This window comes from Rhodopseudomonas sp. P2A-2r (assembly GCF_026015985.1).
In the GTDB taxonomy this organism is placed as follows: domain Bacteria; phylum Pseudomonadota; class Alphaproteobacteria; order Rhizobiales; family Xanthobacteraceae; genus Tardiphaga.
In genome coordinates, this window is record NZ_CP110389.1 from 866,329 (window position 1) to 892,454 (window position 26,126).

General features: G+C 64.5%; 22 protein-coding genes and 1 pseudogene. 12 read left to right on the plus strand and 11 right to left on the minus strand.

Features of this window, described 5'->3' with window-relative positions; translation table 11 throughout:
• Positions 1-11 precede the first annotated feature (11 nt).
• The 10 genes from flgK to ONR75_RS04085 all read right to left on the minus strand — a co-directional run bounded on the left by flgK (position 12) and on the right by ONR75_RS04085 (position 9,246).
• On the minus strand, positions 12-1,781 hold the full coding sequence (flgK, locus tag ONR75_RS04040; protein ID WP_265081489.1) for a flagellar hook-associated protein FlgK: 1,770 nt from the start codon (positions 1,779-1,781) through the stop codon (positions 12-14).
• A gap of 23 nt (positions 1,782-1,804) precedes the next feature.
• Positions 1,805-2,260: a flagellar protein FlgN gene (locus ONR75_RS04045; protein WP_265081490.1), complete on the minus strand. Its 456-nt coding sequence runs from the start codon at positions 2,258-2,260 to the stop codon at positions 1,805-1,807.
• 5 nt (positions 2,261-2,265) lie between these two features.
• Entirely contained in the window at positions 2,266-2,538 is a 273-nt protein-coding gene (locus tag ONR75_RS04050) for a hypothetical protein (protein WP_265081491.1), read from the minus strand.
• A 2-nt stretch (positions 2,539-2,540) separates the two neighbouring features.
• Positions 2,541-3,806 carry a flagellar hook protein FlgE gene (flgE, locus tag ONR75_RS04055; RefSeq protein WP_265081492.1) on the minus strand — a complete coding sequence of 422 codons (1,266 nt, stop codon included), beginning with the start codon at positions 3,804-3,806 and terminating at the stop codon, positions 2,541-2,543.
• Positions 3,807-3,825: 19 nt separating this feature from the next.
• Positions 3,826-4,491: a flagellar hook assembly protein FlgD gene (locus ONR75_RS04060; RefSeq protein WP_265081493.1), complete on the minus strand. Its 666-nt coding sequence runs from the start codon at positions 4,489-4,491 to the stop codon at positions 3,826-3,828.
• Between the two features lie 422 nt (positions 4,492-4,913).
• Positions 4,914-5,309 carry a hypothetical protein gene (locus ONR75_RS04065; protein ID WP_265081494.1) on the minus strand — a complete coding sequence of 132 codons (396 nt, stop codon included), beginning with the start codon at positions 5,307-5,309 and terminating at the stop codon, positions 4,914-4,916.
• Positions 5,310-5,504: 195 nt separating this feature from the next.
• A complete protein-coding gene (locus tag ONR75_RS04070; RefSeq protein ID WP_320109692.1) occupies positions 5,505-5,903 on the minus strand; it encodes a flagellar export chaperone FliS in 399 nt (132 codons plus the stop codon).
• Complete coding sequence (fliD, locus tag ONR75_RS04075; RefSeq protein WP_265081495.1) at positions 5,903-7,597, minus strand: flagellar filament capping protein FliD; 1,695 nt, start codon at positions 7,595-7,597, stop codon at positions 5,903-5,905. Before fliD ends, ONR75_RS04070 begins: the two co-directional genes overlap by 1 nt.
• 61 nt (positions 7,598-7,658) lie before the next feature.
• Complete coding sequence (locus ONR75_RS04080) at positions 7,659-8,483, minus strand: flagellin (RefSeq protein WP_265081496.1); 825 nt, start codon at positions 8,481-8,483, stop codon at positions 7,659-7,661.
• Positions 8,484-8,628: 145 nt separating this feature from the next.
• On the minus strand, positions 8,629-9,246 hold the full coding sequence (locus ONR75_RS04085) for an RNA polymerase sigma factor (RefSeq protein ID WP_265083531.1): 618 nt from the start codon (positions 9,244-9,246) through the stop codon (positions 8,629-8,631).
• A gap of 602 nt (positions 9,247-9,848) precedes the next feature.
• On the opposite strand from ONR75_RS04085, the gene ONR75_RS04090 reads away from it, so the two are divergent.
• From ONR75_RS04090 to ONR75_RS04125, 7 genes are all read left to right on the plus strand, one after another.
• Positions 9,849-12,251 (plus strand): hypothetical protein, encoded by a 2,403-nt coding sequence (locus ONR75_RS04090; protein ID WP_265081497.1) that lies wholly within the window; start codon positions 9,849-9,851, stop codon positions 12,249-12,251.
• A 149-nt stretch (positions 12,252-12,400) separates the two neighbouring features.
• The gene (locus tag ONR75_RS04095) at positions 12,401-13,840 is read left to right on the plus strand and encodes a hypothetical protein (protein ID WP_265081498.1); all 1,440 of its coding nucleotides are present in this window, start codon (positions 12,401-12,403) and stop codon (positions 13,838-13,840) included.
• Between the two features lie 265 nt (positions 13,841-14,105).
• A complete protein-coding gene (locus ONR75_RS04100) occupies positions 14,106-14,588 on the plus strand; it encodes a hypothetical protein (protein ID WP_265081499.1) in 483 nt (160 codons plus the stop codon).
• A 374-nt stretch (positions 14,589-14,962) separates the two neighbouring features.
• Entirely contained in the window at positions 14,963-16,423 is a 1,461-nt protein-coding gene (locus ONR75_RS04110; RefSeq protein WP_265081501.1) for a TolC family protein, read from the plus strand.
• A 13-nt stretch (positions 16,424-16,436) separates the two neighbouring features.
• Complete coding sequence (locus ONR75_RS04115; protein WP_265081502.1) at positions 16,437-17,813, plus strand: multicopper oxidase family protein; 1,377 nt, start codon at positions 16,437-16,439, stop codon at positions 17,811-17,813.
• A gap of 81 nt (positions 17,814-17,894) precedes the next feature.
• Positions 17,895-18,329 (plus strand): plastocyanin/azurin family copper-binding protein, encoded by a 435-nt coding sequence (locus ONR75_RS04120; RefSeq protein WP_413776490.1) that lies wholly within the window; start codon positions 17,895-17,897, stop codon positions 18,327-18,329.
• A 27-nt stretch (positions 18,330-18,356) separates the two neighbouring features.
• On the plus strand, positions 18,357-18,659 hold the full coding sequence (locus tag ONR75_RS04125; RefSeq protein WP_265081503.1) for a copper-binding protein: 303 nt from the start codon (positions 18,357-18,359) through the stop codon (positions 18,657-18,659).
• Between the two features lie 117 nt (positions 18,660-18,776).
• Here the strand turns inward: ONR75_RS04125 and ONR75_RS04130 are convergent, their stop codons facing one another.
• Positions 18,777-21,257, minus strand: coding sequence for a heavy metal translocating P-type ATPase (locus tag ONR75_RS04130; protein WP_265081504.1), 2,481 nt, complete (start codon positions 21,255-21,257; stop codon positions 18,777-18,779).
• A 54-nt stretch (positions 21,258-21,311) separates the two neighbouring features.
• Between ONR75_RS04130 and ONR75_RS04135 the strand changes: the two genes are divergently transcribed.
• From ONR75_RS04135 to ONR75_RS04155, 5 genes and pseudogenes are all read left to right on the plus strand, one after another.
• Complete coding sequence (locus ONR75_RS04135; protein ID WP_265081505.1) at positions 21,312-21,587, plus strand: metal-sensitive transcriptional regulator; 276 nt, start codon at positions 21,312-21,314, stop codon at positions 21,585-21,587.
• A 165-nt stretch (positions 21,588-21,752) separates the two neighbouring features.
• Positions 21,753-23,596 (plus strand): annotated as a pseudogene (gene ilvD / locus ONR75_RS04140) (dihydroxy-acid dehydratase).
• Between the two features lie 236 nt (positions 23,597-23,832).
• The gene (locus ONR75_RS04145) at positions 23,833-24,525 is read left to right on the plus strand and encodes a GntR family transcriptional regulator (protein ID WP_265081506.1); all 693 of its coding nucleotides are present in this window, start codon (positions 23,833-23,835) and stop codon (positions 24,523-24,525) included.
• Positions 24,526-24,657: 132 nt separating this feature from the next.
• Entirely contained in the window at positions 24,658-25,410 is a 753-nt protein-coding gene (locus ONR75_RS04150) for an ABC transporter ATP-binding protein (protein ID WP_265081507.1), read from the plus strand.
• Positions 25,403-26,113 carry an ABC transporter ATP-binding protein gene (locus tag ONR75_RS04155; RefSeq protein ID WP_265081508.1) on the plus strand — a complete coding sequence of 237 codons (711 nt, stop codon included), beginning with the start codon at positions 25,403-25,405 and terminating at the stop codon, positions 26,111-26,113. Before ONR75_RS04150 ends, ONR75_RS04155 begins: the two co-directional genes overlap by 8 nt.
• The last annotated feature ends 13 nt before the right edge of the window (positions 26,114-26,126 follow it).

Genomic DNA, 26,126 nt, shown 5'->3' on the forward strand with positions numbered 1-26,126 from the left:
GGTGAAGGTTCCTAGGTGCTCTGGATGGCGGTCATCAGCGCCGTAAACATCGCGTTGATCGACTGGATCAGTTGCGATGCGGCGGAATACTGGTTCTGCAGCGTGCTGATGGCCGCTGTCTCCTCGTCGAGATTGACTCCGGATTGCGACGACATCGCGCTGCTGAACGTCGACAGGGTGGTTTGCTTGGCGGTCTCGGTGGTGGTGGCCGCCGCGGCCTTGCTGGCGACGTTGGAAACGATGTTGGCGGCGTAATCGGCGAAGGATCCGGTGCTGGCGCCGAGACCGCCGGTGGCGCTGAAGCTGGTCTTGTCAGTGAGCGCCGCGTACAGCGCGTTGACGACGGTGGTCGAGCCGGCGCTGAGCACCTGCTTTCCAGCGGTCAACGTCGCCGAGGAGTCCAATGTGGCGACCTGCAGCAGCCCTGAATTGTTCAGGATGTCGCTGCGCACCGCGATATTCGATGCGCCGGTCCCGGTGACCAGATCGTTGAGGCCGAGATAGTCCGACAGCCCCACGGCTGGGCTTCCGACCGCGCTGGTCATCTCGTTGATCGAGACGCCGTTGCTGCTGCTGGTCGTGGCCACGACCAGATGGCCGCTCGAATCGATCGATGCGCTCAGTCCGGAGATGCCGTTGATGGCTGTGACGAGGTCGCCGACCGTCGAGATGGTCGACAGGGCGATGTCGCCATAGGAGACAAGTTTGCCGGTCGAGTCGGCGGCCGCGATCCGCACCGTGCCGGTGGCGGACAGCGCGGTGCTGGAGGTGACCGCCGTGGTGCCGGTCAGCGTCGCCGGCGGCGGCACCGAGGTGCCGGAATTGGACACTGCGTTCAGCCCTGCGGTCAGCGTGTTGGCCAGCTGGTCCAGCTGCGCCTGTGCCGCCGGCAGGGTGGAGTCGCGCAGGGTGATCAGTGCGCCGATGTCGCCCGAGGTGATCGACGAGGTGACGTCGACGCCGTTGACGCTGATGCCGCTCAGCCCCGAGGTTGCGCCTGCCGTGTAGGTCGAGGCCGCGGTCACCGAGGATGCCGCCGTGAAGCTCAGCGTGTGCGCGGTGCTGTCGACCAGCGCCTGACCGGAACTGGTGAACACCTGCATGTCGCCCGAAGACGAAATGTAGTAGTTCACGTTCATCTTGGAGGCGACGTTCTGCAGCGCGGTGTTGCGCTGGTCCTCCAGGTCGCCGGTAGACTGTCCGGTCGCTGCAGCCTGCTTGATCTGGATGTTGAGGCTGGCGATGGCCTTCAGCTGGGTGTTGACGTCGCTGACATCCGTCGAAATTTCGGTGTCCGCATTGCTGCGCAGGGTCTGGATGCCGCTCGACGTGTCGCGCAGTTGCGATGCCACATCGTCGAGCGCGCTGACCGTGTTGGCCTGCAGCGCCGCACTGCTGGTGGTGGCGGACAGCGAAGAGATCGCCGTCTCCAGCGCCGCCAGCGTATTGGCGAGTGAGGTCCCGGTGCTGTCCTTCCCGGTGTTGGTGCTGCCGTACAGTGCCTGCAGCCGGTCGAGGTAGTCGCTGTTGGTGCTGGCGCTGCCCAGCTCGGAGGTCGCGGATACCAGCGATTTCATCAGCAGCTTGTCGACATTGCTGGTGATCGCGGTGATGGTGGTGCCGGTTCCGACGCCGCCGCTCACCAGTGCCGCCTGGGTGGCGGACTTGACGGTGTAACCCGTGGTGTCCGCATTGGCGATATTGGCGGACGCGACGCTGATCTGGACCTGCGTCGCCATCAGGCTGCTGACGGCAATACTGCGCGCGACGTCGAGTGACACGGTGGCCTCGATGCAGTTGGGGGTTAGGCGCTCAACCCGCGCGCATAGGAGGCGGCGCTGCCGTTGATCCGGCCGCTGGCGCCGTATGGCGAGTTGTCGGAAATCTGCGCGCGGATCGCGTTCATCACCGCGTCGATGCGGCGCTGGCTGGCCTCGATGGCGGCGCGCAGGCGGGTCATGTTCTCATCCGTCGAGACGCGCAACCGGTCGATGCGTCCCAGCACCTTCTGCTGCAGCGGCCGGTTCGGCGTGTGCAGCAGGTTCTTCATGGACACCTCCTTGACCCACATTTCGAACAGGTCGGCCAGTTCGAGCTTGCGCGCCGTGTGCTGCGATTGCGAGGCGGGCAGGCCCATGGCCAGCGCGATGTTCTCCTCGGTCACCACATCGATCAGGGCGTCGATCAGCTCGATCAGGTCCTCGATGCGCCTGCCGTCGGTGGTGGCGACCGCGTGGCGCGGAGAGTTGTTGTTGATCATGGTAGTCACTCCGTTGGTTGTTTGTGAGGCGCAAGCGGCAGGCCGCGCGCGAGGGATCCGGTGCGGGCATAGGCGTTGATCGCCACGGTGCGGGCGCCCGCATCTTTCATCTGCTGCGCCAGTAAGGCGCAACGTTGAGCCAGTTCGGCGCGCACCGCACGGATGTCGTTCTCCAGCGCCAGCAGGTTGCGCCGGTCGCGCTTCTGGACGGTCCTGGCGGTCGCGACCAGGCGGCGCAGCCGGCCGAACAGCACGTCGTCGTTTCCGCCGTCGCTCATGGTTACCTCATGCTCGAGATCAGCGTGTCGAACATCTTGTTCACCGCCGTGATCACCTGAGATGCCGCCGAATAGGCCTGCTGCGCCGAGATCATGCTGCTGAATTCGGTGTTGGTATCGGTTGTGCTGGATTCCAGCTCGCTGCCATAGATCTTGCCGGCAGCGCCGGTGCCGGAGGCCTGCAGCGTGGCATTGCCAGACGCCGCATTCGCCTTGTACAGCCCGTTGCTGTCGGCGGTCAGCTGATCCTGCGCCGTAAAGGTGGCTACCGGCACCTTGTAGATCGTGATGGTCTTGCCGTTGGAGTAGGTGGCATTGACGTTGCCGTTGTCGCCGACCGCGACGCTGCTCAGCTTGCCGTAGGCGAGGCCGTCGGATTCGCTGGTCAGACTTGCCGTGGGGGTGGTTTCGCCGGAAGTGTACTGGGTCAGCCCGTTGGTGCCGCCGACAGTGCCGAGATTCAGCGTGATCGTGCTGTCCGCCGCGCCGTCGGTCCAGCCGGTCACGTTCACCACAGGCGGACTGGGCGTCGTGCTCGCCAACGAGCCGTCGGTGTTGAAGGTGACGGTGACCGTTCCGCTGGTTGTTCCGGTGCCGGTGGTGGAGTCCGACGACGAGGTCGGGTTGGCGAAGCTGCCGCTCCAGGTGTTGGTGCCGGTCTTGGTCCAGGTTGCCTGGATCGACTGCGCGGTGCCGAGCGAGTCGTACACGGAAATCGAATTGGTGAAGGTCGCGTTGGTGGCCGCATCCGCCGGCAGGTTGCCTTTCACGGCGGTTGCGGCGGTGGCGCTGCCGCTGGTCGCTGCGATGCTGGTATCGATCGGCACAAGGTTGTCGCTGCTGGCATTGCCGACGACCTTGCCGTCGGCGTCGGTGCGCCAGCCCATCAGATAGGCGCCGCTGGCGTTGGTCAGATAGCCGCTGCTGTCGACCGAGAACGCGCCGTTCCGCGTATATTCCGTGGAGCCGCCGGTCAGCGAGGTGGTGACCGCGAAGAAGCCGTTGCCCTGGATGCCCATGTCGGTGGCAGAGGTGGTGGTGGTCAGCAGGCCTTGCGTCGAGATGTTCGACGACGACAGCGTGTTGACGCCGCCGGACGCGTAGCTCTTGCTGCCCGACGAACTGGAGACCAGCGACTCGAACGACGCTGATGTTGTCTTGTAACCGACGGTGGAGGAGTTGGCGATGTTGTCGGAGATCATGGCGATCGCCGAACTCTGCGCACTCAATGCGGAGATCGCTGAAGATAGTGCCCCTGAGAGACTCATGACTTTACTCCAAATCGGTTCAGGATGTGACGCCGATGACGCTGCTGGTGGCGAGGGAGGTTTTTCCGACCAGCAGCATCGCGGTGCCGCTCGAACTATCGACGCCGGTTACCTTGCCGGTGACTGTGGTGTAGCCAGAGACCGCGGCGCCGCTGGAATCGGTGGCGCTCACCGTCAGCGTGTACTGGCCGCCATCCGCGAGTTGCATTCCGTCGGTCTTGGTGCCGTCCCACGTGAAGCTGTTGCTGCCGGCGGTGGTGGTGCCGCTGCCGGTCCACACCGCGTTGCCGGAGGAATCGTTGACCGTGAGGGTGACGGCGGAGGCGGCGGAATCCAGCGAGTAGCCGTAGGCGATCGAGCTGTTCTCGAGCGTTGCCGTCGCGGCTTTCGCGGTCACCGTCTGGCCGATGTAGTTCGACGAGTTCAGCGTCAGCAGGCTGTTGAACGAGGTCAGCAGCGAGCTGAGATTGCTGTTGAGCGTCTTCTGCTGATCGAAGCTGGCGTAGGACGTCAGCTGGGTGGTGAAATCGGTGGTGCTGGTGGGATCCAGCGGGTTCTGGTTCTGCAGCTCGGAGACCAGCAGGTTGAGGAAATCGCCTGAACTCAACGTCGAACTCGCGGCGGCCGCGGTTGTTGTCGTGGTTGCCGTCGATGTCGCGGTGGCTGCGGTGGTGGTGATGCTCATGGCGCGCTCCGGCGGTTTCCGAAACGCGTTGCGCTTCGAAAGTGCTGCGGTGAATTGGGGGTCTTGAATTCCGCTCTTTAGTGAAACGGAGGCTCCAGGCGATTCAGGCGCAAATTTTTGTCGCCTGAAATGCGCGCCGCGCGGCGCCATGGAAAATTGCAGTTATCGCTGTGCTGCAGGGCTAATCGCGATGTTTTCGATATGAGGCAGGAGGCTCCGCCAGGCAAAAATTGCCGCTGCGGGGCGTCGGCTAGCGGCGGGTTCGCCGGCCTCGCCGTGCGTTGCTCACGCGGTCGAAAAGGGCCGTGCGCGCCCTCTCCTCCCGCGCGAAGCGAAGCTTCGCTGGAGGGAGAGCTGGATGACCGTTGCCGTCTCGATTGGGTTCAGATCATCAGACCGTGGCGTGCGGCGATCCCGGCCAATTACGCCTGCGTTGCCGGAACGACATGGCGCGCGCCGGCTTCGGGGCCCGGCAGATCGCCGGTGAAAACGCCGCCAAGCAGGCACAGGGCGAGGACGAGCGCCGAACCTTTGGGAGCGGTGGGCGGCGCATCGTCGGTCTCGGACGCGGCATCCTTGCTGCCGTCGGTGTCGGACTGCCGGGCTTTCTGCACGATACGGTCGAGCAGTCCGGCCGGGGCACGGACCGGGGCGGATTGCAGCGCCGCGCGCAGCCGCCGGGCTTCCGCCAAAGCGGTGCGCGCTTTCTCCGATGAGCGAAGCAGAATGGCTGCGGCGTCCTGCTGCGGCGCCGGCCATTGGGCCAGGTCGTCGCCGAGGCGGCCGAGCAGATCCTCAAACTCTGCGTCATCCATCATGGGAACGTTATCCGAAAGCCTCGTGCCCGGAATGAAATGCGGATCCAGGGCAGCCCGCGTCATGGCGGGGCCGCTACGGTCCTAGGGCACGGCTCGGGGATAGGCAACACCGGCGGGGTATTTTCAACCGTGAAAAGCCGGGTAACTGCGGGAAATGCGGCCGGTATCGGCGTCCCGGACGGGCCGGTGCGGTCGTCAGCTCGCCTTGGCGGGCTGCAGAGCCACGAAAATCCAGGCATCGCGCATTTCCTTCAGGCTGGCGATGATGCGCCGATAGGCGTGCGCCGAGTTCGGCCGGCCATACGACCGCAGGCAGGCCATGATCAGCGCATGATAGGTCGTGTGCAGGCCCTCAGCCACCTCGCCGCCCTTTTCAAAGTTCAGGTTATGGCTCAGACCGCGCAGGATCGCGGTGGCGCGGATCATGTGATTGTGGCTGTCCTCGAACTGCCCGTCCTCTCCGGCCTTGATCGACTTGTTGAGGAAGCCGATGGCGCCATCGATCATCATGATCACCGCGCGCAGCGGCGAGACTGCCGTCGAGGCGCTGCGATAGGCCTGCGCGGCATGGAAATTCGGCTGATGTTGCATCATTAGTTGCTACTCGAATTGAGGAGGGCGGAAAGGTAGTCCAGCGTCGAATTTGCCGTCGAGATGGCGGACTGGTATTTTGAGTATTGCGCGGTCAGCATCGCCTTGTAGACCGCAGCCCGCGCGTTGATGTCGTCGATCTGCGACTGCATGCTGTCATCCTGCGACTGCAGATTGGTCACGACGTTCTGCAGCGATCCCGTGCTGGTGTTCGAGGCCGCGGTGGCCTGTGCATTGATCTGCGCAGCGATTCCGGTTGTCGAGGTCACGGTAATGGATTGCGCTGTCGATCCTGAATAGGTGAACGCCATGCCGGCATAGATCGTATTGGCCGCTCCGATGATGGTGCTGCCGCTGACGGTGAATAGTGAACTGTCGCCGCCGACGGATGCCGACGTCAGCGCTCCCGAGCTGTCGACCGCGAGGTCAAGGACGAACGACGCCGGCGGCGATGCATTGGTGTTGATCACCGCGAGGGTGCTCGACGACGTGGTGGTTTTCGACGCGAGCAGCGCAATCACGCCGCTGAGATTGTCGGCGAGGGTCGTCTGCAGCTTGCTGGCACTCAGGACGAGATCGTTGTTCTCGTCGAAGGACAGGCCGAGATCGCTCATCGACAGGCCACCGACGCTGGTATTCATCGACTGTTCGAGCTGGGTCATGATATTGCGCATGGTGCCATCGCCGAACAGCACAGAGGTCGAGTCAACCGTGCCGTCGGAGGACAGCGACTGCTGCGTGGCGACAAAGTCGCGAACGGCATTGTAGCTCTTGACGAAGGTCGTGAGTGCCGTCTCGATCGCGCTGGTGTCGGTGTCGATCGCGATATTCACGGTGGAGCCGGTTGGCGTTGTCTGCAGAAGGCTGAACGACACCCCGCTCAACACGTCGGTGATATCGTTGGTGTCGCGGGTCAGCGAAATGCCATCCAGCGTGAACTGCGCCGGCTGCGCTTTCTGCAGCACGTCGGCAAAAGCGCCGGTGCTGTCGGTGATGCCGAGGCCGTTGAGAACGTCGTTGCCGGAAATCGTGCTGGTCTGGATATTCGCATTGTCGTTGAGGGCGGTCAGCACCATCTCGTAGCTGGAGCTGGAGACCTGGATGATCGAGGCCTGCACGTTGGTCGTCGAGGATTGCGCATTGATGGAGTCGACGACGTCTTCCATCGACATGCCGCTGGTGACGGAGATGTCGGCGCTGGTCCCGCCGGCGAGGCCGATGGAGAACGAGCCGGTATAGCCGAGGTCCGCGGTCTTGTCGGAGACCGAGGTGCCGATCACCTTCTGGGCCGTGGCGAGCTGGCTGATCGTCAGGGTGTGATCGCCGGTGGCGGTGCCGTTGCTGATCGACATCGACACGGCAGAGGAGGCGCTGACGTCGCCGGTCGCGGTAATGGTCGCCGAGCGCGAGCCGTAGAGGCTCGAGGACAGCGAGTTGACGATCGATTTCGACATCGCCGTGGTGTCGGTGGTCAGCGTCGCGAGCAGCGTCTGCAGACTCTGATAGGCGGAGATCTTGGCCTTGTTGGCCGTGATCTTGGTATCGATGGTCGTGGCCGCCGCGGTCTTGGTGGCGACCTGCGCGGTGATCAGCGCATCCCAGTCGACGCTTGTCGTTGTCTTGGTGCCCGACGTCGTCGTGGTCGTGGCCGCGGCCGCGATCGTGGAACCTGAACTCGAACTGCTCACCGTCGCCATGACAAGGCACTCGCTTTCGAAAAGGGTGAGCCGGCCTGTCGGCCGGCTCACGGGGCCGTCGTTAGCCAAGCAGCTTGAGCAGATACTGCGGCATCTGGTTGGCGGCGGATTCCGCCGACACGGCCGCCTGGACCTTGACCTGGGCGGTCGACAGCTTGGCCTGCTCGGAGGCGATGTCGACGTCGGTGATCGCCGAATTGGCCGATTGCAGGTTCTGCGTCTGGGTCGAGATCGATGTCGCGCTGAAGTTGAAACGCGATTCCTGGGCGCCGATGCTGGCGCGCGCGGCCGAGACCTTGTCGATCGCGGTGTCCAGCGTGGTCAGCGCCGAGGTCGCGCCGCTTTGCGAGGATATATCGAGCGAGGCGACGCCGAGCGTGCTGGACTTCAGGCTGGTCAGCGTGACGGTGATGGTGTCGGCGGCGTTCGAACCGACGAGAACCGACGCGCCCGAGGCGAAGGTGCTGCTGCCGTCGAGCAGGCTCTGGCCGCTATAGCGGGTGCCGGTCGCGATGCTGTCGATCTGGCTCGACAGCGCGGTGAATTCCGAATTCAGATAGGCGCGGCTGCTGTCGGTCACGGTGGCGGACGACGATTCCGAAGCCAGCGACTTCATGCGCGACAGGATGTCGCTGATGTTGGAGGCGCCGCCGTCGGCAACCTGAAGGATCGAGGTGGCCTGCGAGGCGTTGGTCGCGGCCTGCTGCAGCGTGGTGACGTCGGACGAGATGCGGGTCGAGATCGCGAGGCCGGCGGCATCGTCGGAGGCGGAAGTAATCTTCGAGCCGCTCGACAACTTGGCCAGCGAACTCGACATCTGCGCGGAGTTCGTATTCAGGTAGCGGACTGCAGAGTTCGCTGCGGTGTTGGTTGAGATAACGGGCATTGACGTGCTCCTGTTGGATTGCTCGGCGGCGGGTGCTGTCAGAAGGGGGATCTAAATCCCAGACGCAGGCCAGCCCCCGTCCACTCCCTAAACGGAGCGACAGAGACAATTCAGGCGGGCTATATCTGCGGCGGAAGATTTATGGTTAGCAATCGCTTAACGAGTTGAGGATGTCCGGTTGATGCCGGCGCAGCATCTCGCGCAGCTGCTGGCGGCCGCGCTTGAGGAGCGACTCCACTGCGGCGACCGTGGTGCTCATGACTTCGGCGATCTCGCCGTTGCTCATGTTCTCGTGGTAGGACAGGATCACCGCAACGCGCTGCTGCTCGGGCAGGCGCTGCATCGCGCTTTCCAGCAGCTTCGTCACTTCGTTGCGCTCCATCGTGCTGATGGCGTCGGGCTGCGCATCCACCGGCTCCGGAACGGCGTCGACATTGTCGGTGCGCGGGCGGCGGTGCAGATCGATGCAGCGGTTGGTGACCACGCGATAGAGCCACGTCGAGAACTTGGCGCGGCCGTGCTCCCATCGTCCGCGATGCGTCCACACCTTCAGCATGGTGTCCTGCACCACGTCCTCGGCGTCGGCGCGGCTGCCGAGCAGGCGCAGCGCGATGCCGAAGGCGCGATCGATATGGCGTTCGACCAACTGGCGAAATGCAGCCTCATCATGCGCGGCAAGGCGGTTCAGCAATTCTTCGTCTTCGTCGTGCACTGGCAGGCCCAGCGAGGTGCGATCCGGCGGTTCGGCCTGCGGCTGCGTCATCGCCGCCGGCAAGATCTCGATTGCTGCCTGAATATCGAGCGCGAATGCCATGCTCTTCTCCCAACCCTATGCCGACAGACGCTGAGTCTGGGCGCCTTCGGAGAGTTGAACGGCCACTCCGAAAAATTCGGGCGGGCAATTTTGATTTATTTTACAAAGAGTTAGTCGGAAAATTCTGCCCGCCTCCCGGCAAATTCTGCCGCCGCGGCGCGGGCCGCAGTGTGGTCGTGACCGGCTGCAAATCGAAGAAGTCATCGGCATGTCTCAAAGGAACAAGTAGCTGCGGCACAGTGACGAACGAATGCCAGCGGACGGACGCAAGCCAAACATGGAATGGCGCAAACAGCGTCGAGCTGCGCTCTCCCGTGAGTCGATTTCGATTTCCGCGGCGTGATCGAAGGTGGATGGTTGAACCAACGCTAGGAAATTTTGCCGAATCATGTTCCAAAAAATAGCGCACTTTTCCTGTGGATGAAAATGAAACGCACTATCTTCGATATGAATTGTAGTTCTTGCGCCTGATTTCGCGCGCGTTCGCGTTTATCAAACACAACGCGAAAGGTTCAGTGATGAACGTTCACACTACGGCCATGTTGAGAGACGTGCAGACACCGACAGTAACAAACTCCGTCTCGTTCGACATCTTCGATACATTCCTGGTGCGCGCCTGCACGAACCCCGAAGGCGTCTATGAGCGCGCGTTTCAGCTGTCTCCGGCCTTCGCATTGTTTCCCGATGCGTCTGTCTCCTATGTCGAGCATCGCCGCCAGGCCGAGGCGCGAGCGCGCAAGGAAGCCCTTCAGCGCCGCGGCTCGCCGGAGGTAGGGATCGCCGACGTCTATCGGTTTTTTCCGTTCAGGCTGTTTCGACTGACGCGCGCCGCGCTGCCGGAACTGGTCGCGGCCGAGTTCGCCGCCGAACTGAACTTGTGCCGCGCCAATCCCTACGTGCTGGCGAAGTATCAGGAGATGCGCGCCACCGGCGTGCGCACCGGCTTCATCTCGGACACCTACTGGAGTGTGTCGCAGCTCGGCGAGCTGCTGCAGAACGCGTGCCCCGGGCTGGTCTGGGATTTTCTCTATGCATCCGGCGAGAGCGGCACCAACAAGGGCGATGGTCTGTTTCCCGTCTATCTGGCCGAGCAAGGCGTGACACCGGATTGCGCGGTGCACCTAGGCGACAACCTCCACGCCGATATCGACGGCGCAAAACGGCACGGCATCGCCGCGCTGCATCTGCCGCAGGCCAGCGCTGCGCTGATGTCGGTGTTTAACCGCGAAGCGCAGGTTGCAAGGCTGCTGTGCCGGGCCGGCGCGTCCACACTCGATGGTGGCGCGCGCACGCTGCGGCGCCTGGTAGCGTCGCGCGTGCCGCCGCGATCCGGCGCCTTCGATCTCGGCGTCACGGTGCTGGGTCCGGCGATGCACGCCTTCGATGCCTTCATCGCCGACCGCGTCGCCGCTATCGACGCCGGCAGCGGCAAGACCTGCGTGGCGTTTCTCGGCCGCGACGGATTTGTGTCGCACCAGGTCTGGCACGCGGCCCGCACTGAGCCCGCCGTCTATCTGGAGATCAATCGCCGCGTCGGCATGATGGCCTCGGCGGACACGCTGGCGCCGCTGGTCGAGCTGATCGACAAGCTGCCGGCCATAGACGGCGCGACCTTTGCAGCCATCGCCAAGTGTCTGCCGCACGGCGTGGTCGCGTTCCTGGCGCGTTGTCCCGACGGCATCGCCGCCGGGCGCAAGTTGGCCGCCGCGCTGCCGGATCTGCTCGACGAAAGCGAGATCACGACGCTCGCCGCGGGTCTGCGGTCGGAACTGATGGGCTATCTGCGCACGCAACTGCCCGATCTCGACCGCTGCACCGATCTGGTGCTGGTCGACCTCGGCTATTCCGGCAGCATCCAGAAATCGCTCCGCCGGATTTTCGACATCGAGGGCGTCACCGCGCGGCTGCACGGCCTGTATCTGCTGACGCTGGACGATGGCTTCGTCGAATGCAGCGACGACGACAGCTATGAAGGCATAATCTCGGACCTCGTCGTGACGCCGCACGTCAAGCGCATGCTGTTGCGCAACGTGGCACTGCTCGAACAGTTGTGCTGCGCGCCCACCGGCTCTGTGCTGGGCTATCGCGACGGTGCGGTGCTGCACGAGCCGCATCTGCAGTCGGACCACCAGCTGGCGCTCGCCGGCGATGCCCAGGCCGGTACGCTGGAATACGTTGCCATGGCGTGTGCGCTGGCGCCGGAGCTGGGCATGGCGCCTCACGGCAATCTCGATGTTGCCGCCGGCACCGTTGCCGCCACGCTCGGACGGCTGCTGCTGCTTCCCACCGACAGCGACTTGCAACTGCTAGGCACGCTCCGGCACGACGTCAATCTCGGCACCACCAATCTGGCGCCGCTCATCGACGACAGCGTGCTGGCCGCCTTCCAGGTCACGCAGTCGCTGCCGGACGCCTGTATCGCGCGCGATCCGCCGATGTGGCTTGCGGGCTCGTTCGCGGCGATCTCGCCGGCGCAGGGCTTCCTCAATCTGCTGTTCGGCAGCAATGCGCTGCCGGCGGACATCTTCGGCGACGTCAAGTGCGGCGAGATCGACGTCTCCCTCGTGAGCGCAACGGGAATCGCCGGCACGGTGAAGGTCGGTTGCTACCGCACCGGATTTGGCGACATGCGGATTCGCATTCCCCTGTCGCGCAGCATGGCGATTCGCACGGTGACGGTGCCGGTCGCACGGTTGGCCAAGGAGGCGGTGATCGACGGCCCGTTCCTGCAGTCGGGCGAAAGCGTCAGGCAGGCGCTGCGCGACAGCCGCATCGTGCTGCTCGCGCCACCGCAGGTCAGGCGCAGCGGCATGACGGGGAGCAACCGCTACTACAGCGCCGATGCCGCCGATGCCGCGCTGGTCATCGAGCTGCTGGCGCCGACCGCAGCCGTAACGGTGCTCAGCATCGGGCTGACGCCGCTTGGCGGCGGGCGAATTCTCGCGATGGACTAGAGGTTGATGCATCGGCGGATCTTGTCCGGAACGCAGTGCACTGTGTCCGGGACACGATTCCATTCGGCTGAATCGTGCTCCAAGCCCTCCGCCTGATTCCGCGCGTCGATCCGTATCAGACAGACACACTTACACAGGTCGGCCATCCCATGAGCTCCGTGCTTGAACAAATCATCTCGCAATCCGGGACCAGCGCCTTGCGGCTCGGTGCCGCGCAGCTCAGCCGGCTGCAGCAGTTGACGCGCGACAGCATGGAGCTGGTGCTGTGGGACGGCGTCAGCGACGTCGCGATGCCCGCCGCACTGGTGGTGGTGCTGGAGCCCGCAAGTGCGCCGCGACTCGAGACGCTGATCGGCTCGCTGCACGAGAATACGCTTGTCGTTCTACCCTACAGCGAGAACCCGGCCTTCGACACGTTGAAGACGCGGCTGCATCCTTATGGCTCGATCGGGGCGCAGGGTTCGGCGGCCCCGCATCATCTGTGGTGGGGCGGCGTGAAGCCGCTGACCCCGCGCACCGGAATGTATCGCAAGCAGGACACACTCTATGTATCGAGCTTCGCGCAAGGCAGCCCGGCGGAGTCTTGTGCGGAGGAACTGGTCGGCGACCTGGCGCGGCTCGGCCTCGAATACGCCGTCGAATCCGACCTGCCGGATATCGACAGCCTGGCCGTGAACGCGCCGAAGATCGACTTCATCGTCCGTCAATTGGACAGCGGCGATCGGCCGGTGTTCTGGCTCGACCCGCGCGCCCGCGCGCAGGACCTGCCGCTGCTGCCGCAATCGCTGGGGTGCGATTTCGCCGTGCACCGGCGGCCGTCGGGCGAGATGGACACCGGCGCGCTGTTCTTCAACCAGACCGAACCGGCGCGCGCGCTGCTCGACATGTGGCAGCGCCTCGCGCGCGGCCATCCGAACCTGCCGGAATCCTTCCTGCTCGACCAGGCATGGACGCTGGCGGCATCGCAGCGCCAGATCGAGACCGCGTGGCTGCCGGCTTCCTACTGGCAGGCCGACGATATCAAGGCGCGCGACCGCAGCACCGTCATTCGCGCCGATGCCGTGTGCGACGCGCCGGACCCCTTGCAGCCGTCCGCGGCGCTGTTGCAGGCGGCACGCCGCTTCGATCGGCACCAGGCACCCGAGGCGCATTTGATCATGAAGGGACCGGCCGACGGCCGCGGCCCGATCACGGTGGTGATCCGCGATGTGCTAGCCGCCAGCGCCGGTGATGTCAGCGGCGCCGTCGAAGCCGTCGCCGGCGCTTTCGCCGCCGATCCCGGTGGCTTCTCGCAGCTCGAAGTGGTGCTGTGCGCGTGGGACGACGAGGTCGACCATGTGATGCAGGTCGAGGATTATTCCTGGGTGCTGATGACCGATGCGTCGGAGCGGCTGCAGGCACATTCGTTCCGTGCGCTGTCGGAGTCCGACGAGGTGGTGGTTCGCCTGCAGCCGTCGCAGACCCCGTTCGCCGATATGGGCGCGCATGCGAAGCCGGTGTTCGAACTGGTCGATGCGCAACTCGGCGCCCGCCTCAAGCGTAGCGGTCGCTATGGATCGGCGTTCCTGAGGCGGCCCGTGTTTGTCTGATCGACGATTCACTTTTGTAGGTCGACCAGGCCGCCGGTGTTACACGGTAGTGGTCCACGCCAGGCTCATCTGCGTTAGCTCGCGCATCGCGCGGCATGCGTTCGCTTGCGGGAGCAAGGCCGAGCAGCGCCAGAAGTTCGCCGAACTGACGGCCCTGCTTGAAAGGGCCGAAAGATGACCGGCGGACACAAGCGGCTTGGCGGACGGAGATTTCACGGATAAATTGCCTGGATCGACTCCAGCGATCTAAGGCAACCGACTCGAAATGCTCGTCAAGCTCACCAGGAACCGGCGGATGAAGGTAGGGTGGATCGTCGCCCTCGTTTATCTGCTGTGCGTCATGGCGCCGGCGCTTTCCTATGCCCTGCCGGGCGACCATGCTGTTCCCTGCATGAGCATGGGAAGTTTGATGTCTGGCGCGATACCGATGCATGACGAAGCCGCTCAGCCGATGCATGCCCGTCTCGACGGACAGGTGCACGATCATTCGGCGCATGCGATGGCGATGTCCGGCGACGAGCCATCAACGATGTCGTCGGCCATGGATGACGACGAAGCTCCTGCGCAAAAGGGCCCGCACGCCACCGGCGGCAAATGCTGCGCGCTGATGTGCGTCTCAGCGATGCCTGCCTCGTTGTACGATATCGCTATGCCTCCATTGCCGACCGAGGTCCGTATCGTGGCAACTTACCGCGCAGCGGCGGACAACGCCCCCGCCATGCACTACCGCCCCCATCGCCTGATCTGATCGCTTCGACGCGGTGCGACGCCTCATCGGGGCGGGTGTGCCTGTGGTCCATCGACATCTCAGGAAGACAACATGTTTGCGCAGTTTGGGGCGAAGATCGCCGCCGTTGGTTCGGTGGCCGTAACTCTATACGACTCACGACTGGCGGTGTTTGCCGCCTTGTCCGCGGTCGCCCTCACGTTGGGGGGCTGCCTGCCAGCGGCGGCGCCGTTGGCGGGGGCCGATCCGGCCGACCCTTCCGCGAGGGTGGCGGGCACCGCCTACCGCTCGACCGTCGCTCCCTACATCAGCCTCCGTCCGGTCGCTCCATCAGCGTGGAGGGAGCGGAACGACCGTGTCGCTCCCGCAGCCAAGACAGACCGGTAGGAGCGGACATGTCCAACGCGCATCACATCTGCCAACACCGTTCCGCCCGCCGCGGCTCCCGGCCGGCAGCGGTCCTGCTCTCGGCGCTCTTGCTGTCCGGATGCGCCAGCTTCTCGCCGGATGCCGGCATGGGCGTCGTCGCCAGTATCGCCGGCGAGACCATCGGGAAGGACGTCATTTCGATCCGGACCCAGGACGACGCGTTGCGCGCCGACAGCGCCGTCAAGGACTTGTTGCGCCGGACGCTCACCGTGGACGCCGCGGTGCAGGTGGCGCTGTTGAGCAATCGGGGTCTGCAGGCCGCCTACAACGAACTGGCGCTGGCCGAGACGGATCTCGTCGGGGAGAGCCTGCCGCCCAACCCGACCTTCTCGATCTCGCGGATCTCCGGCAACGGCGCGCTGGAGATCGAGCGGCAGGTGGTCGGCGATATTCTCGCGCTTGCGACGCTGCCGTTCCGCTCGGAGATCGTCCGCCAACGCTTCCAGAAGGCGCAACTGCGCGCGGCCGAAGAGACGCTGCGCCTGGCCGCCGACGTCCGCCGCGCCTATTGCAGGACGGTGGCCGCCAACGAACTCGTCGGCCTGCTCGCCGACGCCCGGTCGACCGCCGAATCCACCGCCCAGCTCGCACAGAAGCTTGGCGAGACGGGATCGCTCAACAGACTGGATCAGGCCCGCGAGCAGGTGTTCTACGCGGAAACCACGGCGGACCTGGCGACGCTGCGCCAGGAGGCGACGAGTTCGCGCGAGCGGCTGATCCGCCTGCTCGGTCTGTGGGATGGCGACACCGGCATCAAGCTGCCGCAGCGGCTGCCCGCTTTGCCGCGCCGGCCGCTGGCGCTGCAAGGTGTCGAGGCCGACGCCGTCACCCACCGCATCGACCTGCAGATCGCCCGGATCGAATTGGCTGCGCTCGCCAGGTCGCTCGATCTCACGCAGGCCAGCCGCTTCGTGACCGTGCTCGATGTCGCGGGCATCGATCGCAAGACCAGCGATCCCGAAGGCGCGCCGTTCCGCGAGCGGGGCTTCGACATCCAGTTCCAGATTCCGATCTACGACGGCGGCGAGGTTCGCGTCCGCCAGGCCGCCGAGACCTACAATCAATCGTTCAATCTGCTCACGGAGAAGGCGATCAACGTCCGCTCCGAGGCGCGCGACGCGTTCCGCGTCTACCGCTCGACCTACGACATCGCCAGCCACTACCAGCGCGAAGTGCTGCCGTTGCGCAAGATCATCTCCGACGAGATGCAGCTTCGCTTCAGCAGCATGCAGGTCGACGTGTTCGCGCTTCTGACGGAGGCGCGGCAACGCATCGCGGCGTTGCGCGCGGCCATCGAGGCCAGGCGCAACTTTTGGCTCGCGCAGTCCGAACTGCAGACCGCGGTCAACGGCGGCGGTCGCGGCGAATCCCAATCCGAAACCAGATTGACCGCGACCGCGCAGGCGTCCGGCGTCGGAGCGCATTGAAATGGAGAATCCCATGTTGTCGCGCAGAAATTTCCTCGGCACTGCCACGGCGCTCGCCAGTGCCGCCGCTGTCACCGGCCGCGCCCAGGCGGCGGCTATCCCCGAAGCACCGACGATGGAGAAGGTCACGATGCAGCCGCCGCTGCATCCCACAAGCGGCCCCGACTACAATCCCGTGGTCACGCTGAACGGCTGGACGCTGCCTTGGCGCATGAACGGCGACTGGAAGGAATTCCATCTGGTGGCCGAGCCGGTCGAGCGCGAGTTCGCGGAGGGCATGACGGCGCATCTGTGGGGCTACAACGGCCAGTCTCCGGGGCCGACGATCGAAACGGTCGAAGGCGACAAGGTCCGTATCTTCGTCACCAACAAGCTGCCCGAACACACCACGGTGCACTGGCACGGCGTCATCCTGCCGAGCGGCATGGACGGCGTCGGCGGCCTCAGCCAGCCGCATATCCTGCCCGGCAAGACCTTCGTCTATGAATTCGAGATGAAGCACAGCGGTTCGTTCATGTATCATCCGCATTCGGACGAGATGGTCCAGATGGCCATGGGTATGATGGGCATGATCGTCGTGCACCCGCGCGAGAGGTCATTCCGCCCCGTCGACCGCGACTTCGTCTTCATCATGAGCAGCTATCGCTTCGACCCCGGCACCTACCTGCCGAAGGTCAACGAGATGACCGACTTCAACATGTGGGCGTGGAACAGCCGGGTGTTCCCGGGCATCGATCCGCTGGCCGTGCGCCTCGGCGACCGGGTCCGCGTCCGGGTCGGCAACCTGACCATGACCAACCACCCGATCCATCTGCACGGCCACAGCTTTGCGGTCAGTTGCACCGACGGCGGCTGGGTGCCCGAGAGCGCGCAGTGGCCGGAAGTGACGACGGACATCCCGGTCGGCTCGATCCGCGCCTTCGACTTCACCGCCGACAATCCCGGCGATTGGGCGTTCCACTGCCACAAGTCGCATCACACCATGAACTCGATGGGACACGATGTCCGCAATCTCATCGGCGTCAACAAAAGGGATCTGGCGAAGGTGCTGGGCAAGCTCGCTCCCGACGCGATGGTGATGGGAACGACGGGCGGCGCCATGGGCGACATGGAGATGCCGATGCCCGACAACACGCTGCCGATGATGACGGGCTCCGGGCAGTTCGGACCGATCGAGATGGGCGGCATGTTCACCGTCATGAAGATCCGCGAGGGCCTCGCGCGCGACGACTACAGCGACCCCGGTCCGTACAAGCACCCACCCGGCACCGTCGCATACGAGGTGGAGGCGCCGTCGGGCGAAGCACCGCGACCGGCCGAGCTCAAGGGTGGGACCACGAAAGCCAAGGGATCCAAGCCCGGAGAGATGAAGGGCATGAAACACATGTAGCGCGATGACACCATTCAGCGGCCCAAACCCATCGAAGAGAGAAATCGCATGAACGTCAATCGAAACCGCAGGCTCGCATGGATGGTCATGCCTGCCTTCACGTTTGTCGGGGCCATGCCGGCCTTCGCTCACGAAAGGCATGGCGGCTATTCAGCAGGCGAGCCCGGCAATCCAGGAAAGCCGGCAAGGGAAATCGTCGTCACCCTGAACGAAATGGACTATTCGCCCGCGGTCATCCAGGTGAAACGCGGCGAGCAGATCCGTTTCGTGCTGCGCAACGTCGGCACGGAAGCCCACGAGTTCCTGCTGGCGACAACCGCCGAAAATCTGAAGCACGGGGAAGCGATGAAGAAAAACCCGGACATGGAGCACGATGAGCCGAACGGCCTGCGGCTCGCGCCGAAAAAATCCGGCGAGATCCTCTGGAAATTCTCGAAGGCCGGCACGTTCGAATATTCGTGCCTGATCCCGACGCACCGGGAGTCCGGAATGATCGGCACCGTCGTTGTCAAGTAGTTCAACTCGATCCCGAAAGGAAAGAAAATGCTCAATATCAAACGCGGAGTAACCGTTCTCGCTTTCGCGCTGCTGGCTGCGTCCGCCGCATTCGCACAGGACGCGATGGTCAAGGGCGAAGTGAAAAAGATCGATCTGGCGGCCGGCAAGATCACGCTGAAACATGGCCCGATCAAGAGCCTCGATATGGACGACGAGACCATGACGATGGTGTTTCGCGTGCAGGATCCGGCCATGCTGAAGCCGTTAAAAGCTGGCGACAGGGTGCAGTTCGAAGCAGAACGGACCGCGGCCGGGATTACCGTCACAAAAATACAGAAGGCCAAGTGAGCGATCTCCGGCGGCGATGCTAATCGCCGCCGGAGAAACCTGCCTTCGGGGCGTTGAGCGCCTACTTTGAGTCGCAGCAGGTGGCTGCGCGCATCAGCAGCTGCTTCACCCGGCTTGCTACAGCGGGGTCACGCGCAGCCGCAGGGCATTGCCGACGACGCTGACGGAGGAGAGTGCCATGGCCGCGGCGGCAATGATCGGCGACAGCAGGATACCGAAGCTTGGATAGAGGATACCTGCTGCGATCGGGATGCCGGCAGCGTTGTAGATGAAGGCGAAGAACAGATTCTGGCGGATATTGCTCATGGTCGCCTGCGACAGCCGCCGTGCGCGCACGATGCCGCCGAGATCGCCCTTCAGCAAAGTGATGCCGGCACTCTCCATGGCCACATCGGTACCGGTCCCCATGGCGATGCCGACGTCAGCGGCGGCAAGCGCCGGGGCGTCGTTGACGCCATCGCCGGCCATCGCGACGATCCGCCCGGCCTTCTGCAGCCTGGCGACGACAGCGCTCTTCTGGTCGGGAAGGACCTCCGCTTCCACATCGGCGATCCCGAGCTTCCGGGCCACGGCGCTGGCGGTGGTCCGGTTGTCTCCGGTCAGCATGATGACCTTGATGCCCTCCGCCGCCAGCGCCTTCAAGGCGTCGGGTGTCGACGGCTTCACCGGATCGGCGATGGCGAACAGTCCGGCCAGTCTGCCATCGATGGCGATGTTGATCACCGTGGCGCCTTCGCCGCGCAATTGCTCGCCCCGTTGGTCAAGCGACTGCGTTTCGATACCTTGCGATGTAAGGAAGCTGGCATTGCCGAGAAGAACCGTCTTGCCGTCGACTGTGCCGGCGGCGCCCTTGCCGGTCGGCGAGTCGAAGTCCTCGACCTTTCCCAGATCGAGATGTCGTTCCTTGGCAGCGCGCACGATAGCATCGGCGAGTGGGTGCTCGCTGGCGCGCTCGACGCTGCCCGCCAGTCGCAGAATTTCGCTCTCGTCGAATCCTGTCGCCGCAACGATCGAGACGACCTTCGGCTTGCCTTCCGTCAGAGTCCCGGTCTTGTCGACCACCAGCGTGTCGATCTTCTCCATGCGCTCCAGGGCTTCGGCATTCTTGATCAGTACGCCGGCCTGGGCACCGCGGCCGACGCCGACCATGATCGACATCGGGGTGGCGAGGCCGAGCGCGCAGGGGCAGGCGATGATCAGCACACTCACCGCGGCGACCAGGCCGAACGCCATGCGGGGCTCGGGTCCGAATGAAGCCCAGGCGCCGAAGGCGATGAGTGCCACCGCGATCACGGTCGGCACGAACCAGCCGGCGACGCGGTCGGCAAGGCGCTGGATCGGCGCGCGCGAGCGCTGCGCGTCAGCCACCATCTTGACGATCTGGGACAGCAACGTGTCGCGCCCGACCTTGTCGGCGCGCATCACAAAGCCCCCGGATTGGTTGAGCGTGCCGGCGATCACTTTGCCGCCCGTCTCCCTGGTCACCGGCATGGATTCACCGGTGATCAGCGATTCATCGAGCGCCGAGCGTCCCTCCAGGATGATGCCGTCGACAGGCACCTTCTCGCCGGGCCGGACCCGCAATTTGTCGCCGACATGCAGGCTGTCGATCTGGACCTCGTGATCGATGCCGGCGTCATCGACCAGGCGGGCGGTCTTGGGCGCAAGTTCGAGAAGCGCCTTGATGGCGCCGGAGGTTGCTTCGCGGGCGCGCAACTCGAGCATCTGGCCCAGCAGCACCAGCACGGTGATCACCGCGGCGGATTCGAAATAGACGGCGACGGCGCCGCCATGTCCGCGGAAGTTGGCCGGGAAAATGCCGGGCGCGATGGTTGCAACAAGGCTGTAGAGGTAGGCCACGCCGGTGCCGGTGGCGATCAGGGTGAACATGTTGAGGTTGCGCGTCAGCAGCGACTGCCAGCCGCGCACGAAGAACGGCCAGCCGGCCCAGATCACGACAGGCGTGGCGAAGACCAGCTGGATCCAGTTGGACAAGGTTTGATCGACCCAGCCGTGACCGCCGGCGAGGTGGCCGCCCATTTCGAGCACCACGGGCGGCACCGACAGCGCCAGTCCGATCCAGAAGCGGCGGGTCATATCGGCCAATTCGGGATTGGGCGGGGTGTCCAGGCTGGCCACCTCGGGCTCAAGTGCCATGCCGCAGATCGGGCAGCTTCCCGGGCCGACCTGGCGAATCTCCGGATGCATCGGGCAGGTGTGGATCGCCCCCTCCGGCGCCTCGACTTTCGGCCTGCGCTTGTCGAGATATTGCTGCGGTTCGGCCGCGAACTTGGTTCGGCAGCCGGCCGAGCAGAAGTGATAGGTCTCGCCGCGATAGTCAAAACGAAGCTTGCTGGTCGCCGGGTCGACGCTCATCCCGCAAACGGGATCCAGCACGGTCGTCTTGTTGTCGGAACCATGGGCACCTTGATCGTGGCCGGAATGATCGTGACCTCCGCCGCAGCACGCGGCGGCTGTGGTCGCCGTAACGGCTGGGGCCGCGGTAGTTGGCGACGGCGCGGCCTTGCCCCCGGATGAGCAGCCACAGCCGGAACTTTCTGAACCGACACCAGAATTTGCGTTCATCGCGTCGGTCATCGCATTCTCCGTCATCCGCTTGCAACCAATACCCATGGGGGGTATATAGGCGTCATGCGAAACGACATCAAGACATCTTGTCAAAAACGCCTCGGCCGTATTGAGGGGCAGGTCCGCGGCCTGTCGAAAATGGTCGAGGAGGATCGCTACTGCATCGATATCGTCACGCAGATTTCTGCGGTGCGCGCGGCGCTCCGGCGCGTCGAAGAAGAAATATTGAAGGACCACGTGTCGCACTGCGTCGAACACGCGATTGCGAGTGGCGACAAGGCCGATCAGCGGGCAAAGATCTCGGAACTCATGGCCGTCATCAGTCGGGCTGATCGCTAGTTTGCACCCTGAAGCGCGTCGGCGGGTTGATGCCGATCAATGTCGGCTCTGATGTTGTCAGGGGTGCTGCATAGCGCCCCTGCGCCATGCCACTTCCAATCGACGGGCATTGCCGTCTAGAAGTCTCCTAATTCTCCGCGTTCTCCGGTTTTCAAAGGACAGCCCATGCCCGCTTATCGTTCCCGAACCACCACCCATGGCCGCAACATGGCGGGCGCCCGCGGCCTTTGGCGCGCCACCGGCATGAAGAACGAGGATTTCGGCAAGCCGATCATCGCCGTGGTCAATTCCTTCACCCAGTTCGTGCCGGGTCACGTCCATCTCAAGGACCTCGGCCAGCTGGTGGCGCGGGAGATAGAGAAGGCCGGAGGCGTCGCCAAGGAATTCAACACCATCGCGGTGGATGACGGCATTGCCATGGGCCATGACGGCATGCTGTACAGCCTTCCGTCCCGCGAAATTATCGCCGACAGCGTCGAATACATGGTCAATGCGCATTGCGCCGACGCCATGGTGTGCATCTCCAACTGCGACAAGATCACCCCGGGCATGCTGATGGCGGCGCTGCGGATCAACATTCCGGTGGTGTTCGTTTCCGGCGGCCCCATGGAATCCGGCAAGGTCACGGTCGGCGGCAAAAAACGGTCGGTCGATCTCATCGACGCCATGGTGGCAGCTGCCGACGAGCGGGTCAGCGACGCCGATGTCGAGGCGATCGAGCGCTCGGCGTGTCCCACCTGCGGCTCATGCTCGGGCATGTTCACCGCCAATTCCATGAACTGCCTGACCGAGGCGCTCGGCCTGGCGCTGCCCGGCAATGGTTCGGTGCTGGCGACCCATGCCGATCGCAAGGGCCTGTTCGTCGAGGCCGGCCATCTGATCGTCGATCTCGCCCGCCGCTACTACGAGCAGGACGACGAGACGGCGCTGCCGCGCAACATTGCAAGCTTCAAGGCGTTCGAGAACGCCATGACGCTGGACATCGCCATGGGCGGCTCCACCAACACCGTGCTGCATCTGCTGGCGGCGGCCCATGAGGGCGAAATCCCGTTCACCATGCAGGACATCGACCGGCTGTCGCGCCGCGTGCCGGTGCTGTGCAAGGTGGCGCCCTCGGTGCCCGATGTGCATCTCGAAGACGTGCATCGCGCCGGCGGCGTGATGGCCATTCTCGGCGAACTCGACCGCGCCGGGCTGCTGAGCAGCGAGTTGCCGATGGTGCATAGCAAGTCGCTGGCGGATGCGCTGGAGCGCTGGGACATCCGGCGCACCAAGAGCGAGAGCGTGCGCACCTTCTTCAAGGCGGCGCCGGGCAACGTGCCGACCCAAGTCGCGTTCAGCCAGGAAAAGCGCTTCGAGGACGTTGATACCGATCGCAGCACCGGCTGCATCCGCGATTCCGCGCACGCCTTCTCGAAGGACGGCGGCCTTGCGGTGCTGTCAGGCAACCTGGCGCTGGATGGCTGCATCGTGAAAACCGCGGGCGTCGACGACAGCATCCTGAAGTTCGAGGGCCCGGCGCGGATCTTCGAGAGCCAGGATGCTGCGGTCGAAGGTATCCTCGGTGGCAAGATCGTGGCCGGCGACGTCGTGGTCATCCGCTACGAGGGCCGCGCGGCGGTCCCGGCATGCAGGAGATGCTGTACCCGACCAGCTACATCAAATCGAAGGGGCTGGGCAAAGCCTGTGCCTTGATCACCGACGGCCGCTTCTCCGGGGGCACCTCCGGTCTGTCGATCGGACACATCTCGCCGGAAGCGGCGGAGGGCGGTTTGATTGGTCTGGTGGAAGATGGCGACCGCATCGCCATCGACATACCCGCACGCTCCATCACCCTGCTGGTGGACGACACCGTGCTGAGCGCGCGCCGCGACGCCATGCTGGCCCGCAAGGCCGAAGCCTGGAAGCCAGCCAAGAAGCGCACCCGCAAGATCACCATGGCGTTGCGCGCCTATGCCGCGATGACCACCAGCGCGGCCCGCGGCGCGGTCCGGGTGGTCAAGGACTAGCAAAAGCTGCGATGGCCGCGCGACAGCGGCCGTCGCAGTCTGGCGCGAGCATTCGATCTGGTTCACTCGCTGTCACTCGGGCCGGTCATTTCCGGCCCGAGTGCCGCATTTCCGTGACATGGGGCGATTTCCGCCCCGATCCGGCGCAGCCAGGCGCGCCGTATTGCTAAGCCCTCCGATCATTTGTTATACAATATACGGATTGACCCGGCTTTTCCGGGAATCGAGTTCCGTTCATGTCCGTTGACCAGCCTGCCGCCGAGGCCCGCAAGAGCATCCGTCACAAGACCGTGGCGGCGGCGGTGGCTGATGCGTTGCGGCAACGGATCCTGGCCGGCGAATTCGCGGCCGGGGCGCAGCTGCGCCAGGATGCGCTGGCCAGCGAATTCGGCATCAGCCGCATCCCGGTGCGCGAGGCGCTGCTGCAACTCGAGGCCAGCGGCCTGGTCAAGATCGTGCCGCATCGCGGCGCTGTGGTGTCCGGCCTGTCGCTCGAGGAGATCGAGGACATCTTCCAGCTGCGCGTGCAGCTCGAGCCGTCGCTGCTGATCCTGTCGGCGCATCACTTCACCAAGGACGACTACAAAGAGCTGCACGGCCTCAAGCAGGAATACAGCATCGCCCTTAAATCAGGGCTTGTGCAGCAATGGGGCGAGCTGAACCGGCGCTTCCACATGGGCCTGTTGCGCCACGCCGGCCGGCCGCGATCGATGGGCATTGTCGCAAGCCTGCTGCAGGATTGCGATCGCCCGACGCGGCTGCAGTTGTCGGTGTCCGGCGATGTCGCGCGCGCCGATACCGAGCACAGCCAGATCCTCGACCTGTGCGAAGCCGGCGAGATCGTCTCCGCGGCCAACCTGTTGCGCAGCCATATCGAGCACGCCGGCCACTCGCTGATCGAGATCTATCGCAAGTCGCTGGCCGCCTGAATCCGTTGCGACGGTGTTGCGGCAAACCGGTGCTGAAATTCGGGCAGCTTGCACCAAGTTGTGGCAGGGCGCGCAATTGACTCGTCACATATTATATACAATATACGACGACCAGGGAGCGAGGGGCGGCATTTGTCGGAGTTTGCTTTACAGACGTCGGGACTGACCAAGACGTTTGGCGGCTTCACGGCCGTCCGCAACGTCGACCTCAACGTCCGCCGCCACAGCATCCACGCCCTGATCGGCCCCAACGGCGCGGGCAAGACCACCTTTTTCAATCTGCTGACCAAATTCCACAAGCCGACCGCCGGCTCGATCCTGTTCGAGGGCGTCGACATCACCGCCGAATCCCCGGCCGCCACGGCGCGCCGCGGGCTGGTCCGTTCGTTTCAGATCTCGGCGACGTTTCCGCATCTGACGGTGAAGGATAACGTCCGGGTCGCGCTCCAGCGCAAGCTCGGCACGCAATACCACTTCTGGAAATCATCGCGCTCGCTCGATGAACTCGACGCCGGCGCCATGGCGCTGCTCGCCGACGTCGGCCTCGCCGACGCCGCGGCGAGCAATGCCGCCGACCTGTCCTACGGCCGCAAGCGCACCCTGGAAATCGCCACTACTCTGGCGCTCGACCCGCCGTTCCTGCTGCTCGACGAACCGACCCAGGGCATGGCCATCGACGACGTCGACCGCATCAAGCGGCTGATCAAGCGCATTTCCGCCGGCCGCACCATTCTGATGGTCGAGCACAACATGTCCGTGGTTGCCGACATCAGCGACACCATCACCGTCCTGCAGCGCGGCGAGATCCTAGCCGAAGGACCTTACGCGCAGGTCTCCAACGATCCCGCCGTCAAGGCCGCCTATCTCGGAGGCGGACATGCGTGACACGCCAGTCGTTCTGGAAACCCGCGGCCTGCAGGCCTGGTACGGCGAATCCCATGTGCTGCACGGCATCGACATCAAGGTCCATGAAGGCGAGTGCGTCACGCTGCTCGGCCGCAACGGCGCCGGCCGCACCACCACGCTGAAGGCCATCCTCGGCCTTACCGACCGGCGCGCCGGCTCGGTGCTGGTGAACGGCACCGAGGCCATCCGCCTGCCGCCGCATCGCGTTGGGCGGCTCGGGCTCGGCTACTGCCCGGAAGAGCGCGGCATCTACAAGACCCTGACCACCCATGAAAACCTCACGCTGCTGCCGCGGCTCGGTCCCGGCGGCCTGCCACTCGCCGACGTGCTGACGATGTTTCCCAATCTGGCGGAGCGCGCGGATAGCTACGGCGGCAGCCTGTCCGGCGGCGAACAGCAGATGCTGGCCATGGGCCGCATCCTGACCACCGGTGCGCGCATCCTGCTGCTCGATGAAATCACCGAGGGCCTCGCGCCGGTCATCGTCGAGGCGCTCGGACGCGCGATCGCGCTGCTGAAGAGCCAGGGGTTCACGATTTTGCTGGTCGAGCAGAACTTCCATTTCGCGCGCCACCTTGCCGACCGCCACTACGTGGTGGAGCACGGCCAGATCGCTGCCGAAATCGCGGCCGACGAGGTCGATGCCCGCGAGGATCAGGTCAACAGGCTACTCGGGGTCTAATCATGAAACAGGA

Bases quoted from the DNA above. Each gene is read 5' to 3' on its own strand.
- ONR75_RS04050 (WP_265081491.1), bottom strand. From the start codon at position 2,538: ATGAGCGACGGCGGAAACGACGACGTGCTGTTCGGCCGGCTGCGCCGC.
- ONR75_RS04130 (WP_265081504.1), bottom strand. From the start codon at position 21,257: ATGACCGACGCGATGAACGCAAATTCTGGTGTCGGTTCAGAAAGTTCC.
- ONR75_RS04095 (WP_265081498.1), top strand. From the start codon at position 12,401: ATGAGCTCCGTGCTTGAACAAATCATCTCGCAATCCGGGACCAGCGCC.
- ONR75_RS04080 (WP_265081496.1), bottom strand. From the start codon at position 8,483: ATGCCCGTTATCTCAACCAACACCGCAGCGAACTCTGCAGTCCGCTAC.
- ONR75_RS04120 (WP_413776490.1), top strand. From the start codon at position 17,895: ATGGTCATGCCTGCCTTCACGTTTGTCGGGGCCATGCCGGCCTTCGCT.
- ONR75_RS04060 (WP_265081493.1), bottom strand. From the start codon at position 4,491: ATGAGCATCACCACCACCGCAGCCACCGCGACATCGACGGCAACCACG.
- ONR75_RS04065 (WP_265081494.1), bottom strand. From the start codon at position 5,309: ATGATGGATGACGCAGAGTTTGAGGATCTGCTCGGCCGCCTCGGCGAC.
- ONR75_RS04085 (WP_265083531.1), bottom strand. From the start codon at position 9,246: ATGACGCAGCCGCAGGCCGAACCGCCGGATCGCACCTCGCTGGGCCTG.
- flgE (WP_265081492.1), bottom strand. From the start codon at position 3,806: ATGAGTCTCTCAGGGGCACTATCTTCAGCGATCTCCGCATTGAGTGCG.
- ONR75_RS04155 (WP_265081508.1), top strand. From the start codon at position 25,403: ATGCGTGACACGCCAGTCGTTCTGGAAACCCGCGGCCTGCAGGCCTGG.
- ONR75_RS04100 (WP_265081499.1), top strand. From the start codon at position 14,106: ATGCTCGTCAAGCTCACCAGGAACCGGCGGATGAAGGTAGGGTGGATC.
- fliD (WP_265081495.1), bottom strand. From the start codon at position 7,597: ATGGCGACGGTGAGCAGTTCGAGTTCAGGTTCCACGATCGCGGCCGCG.
- ONR75_RS04045 (WP_265081490.1), bottom strand. From the start codon at position 2,260: ATGATCAACAACAACTCTCCGCGCCACGCGGTCGCCACCACCGACGGC.
- ONR75_RS04125 (WP_265081503.1), top strand. From the start codon at position 18,357: ATGCTCAATATCAAACGCGGAGTAACCGTTCTCGCTTTCGCGCTGCTG.
- ONR75_RS04145 (WP_265081506.1), top strand. From the start codon at position 23,833: ATGTCCGTTGACCAGCCTGCCGCCGAGGCCCGCAAGAGCATCCGTCAC.
- ONR75_RS04115 (WP_265081502.1), top strand. From the start codon at position 16,437: ATGTTGTCGCGCAGAAATTTCCTCGGCACTGCCACGGCGCTCGCCAGT.
- ONR75_RS04110 (WP_265081501.1), top strand. From the start codon at position 14,963: ATGTCCAACGCGCATCACATCTGCCAACACCGTTCCGCCCGCCGCGGC.
- ONR75_RS04135 (WP_265081505.1), top strand. From the start codon at position 21,312: ATGCGAAACGACATCAAGACATCTTGTCAAAAACGCCTCGGCCGTATT.
- ONR75_RS04070 (WP_320109692.1), bottom strand. From the start codon at position 5,903: ATGATGCAACATCAGCCGAATTTCCATGCCGCGCAGGCCTATCGCAGC.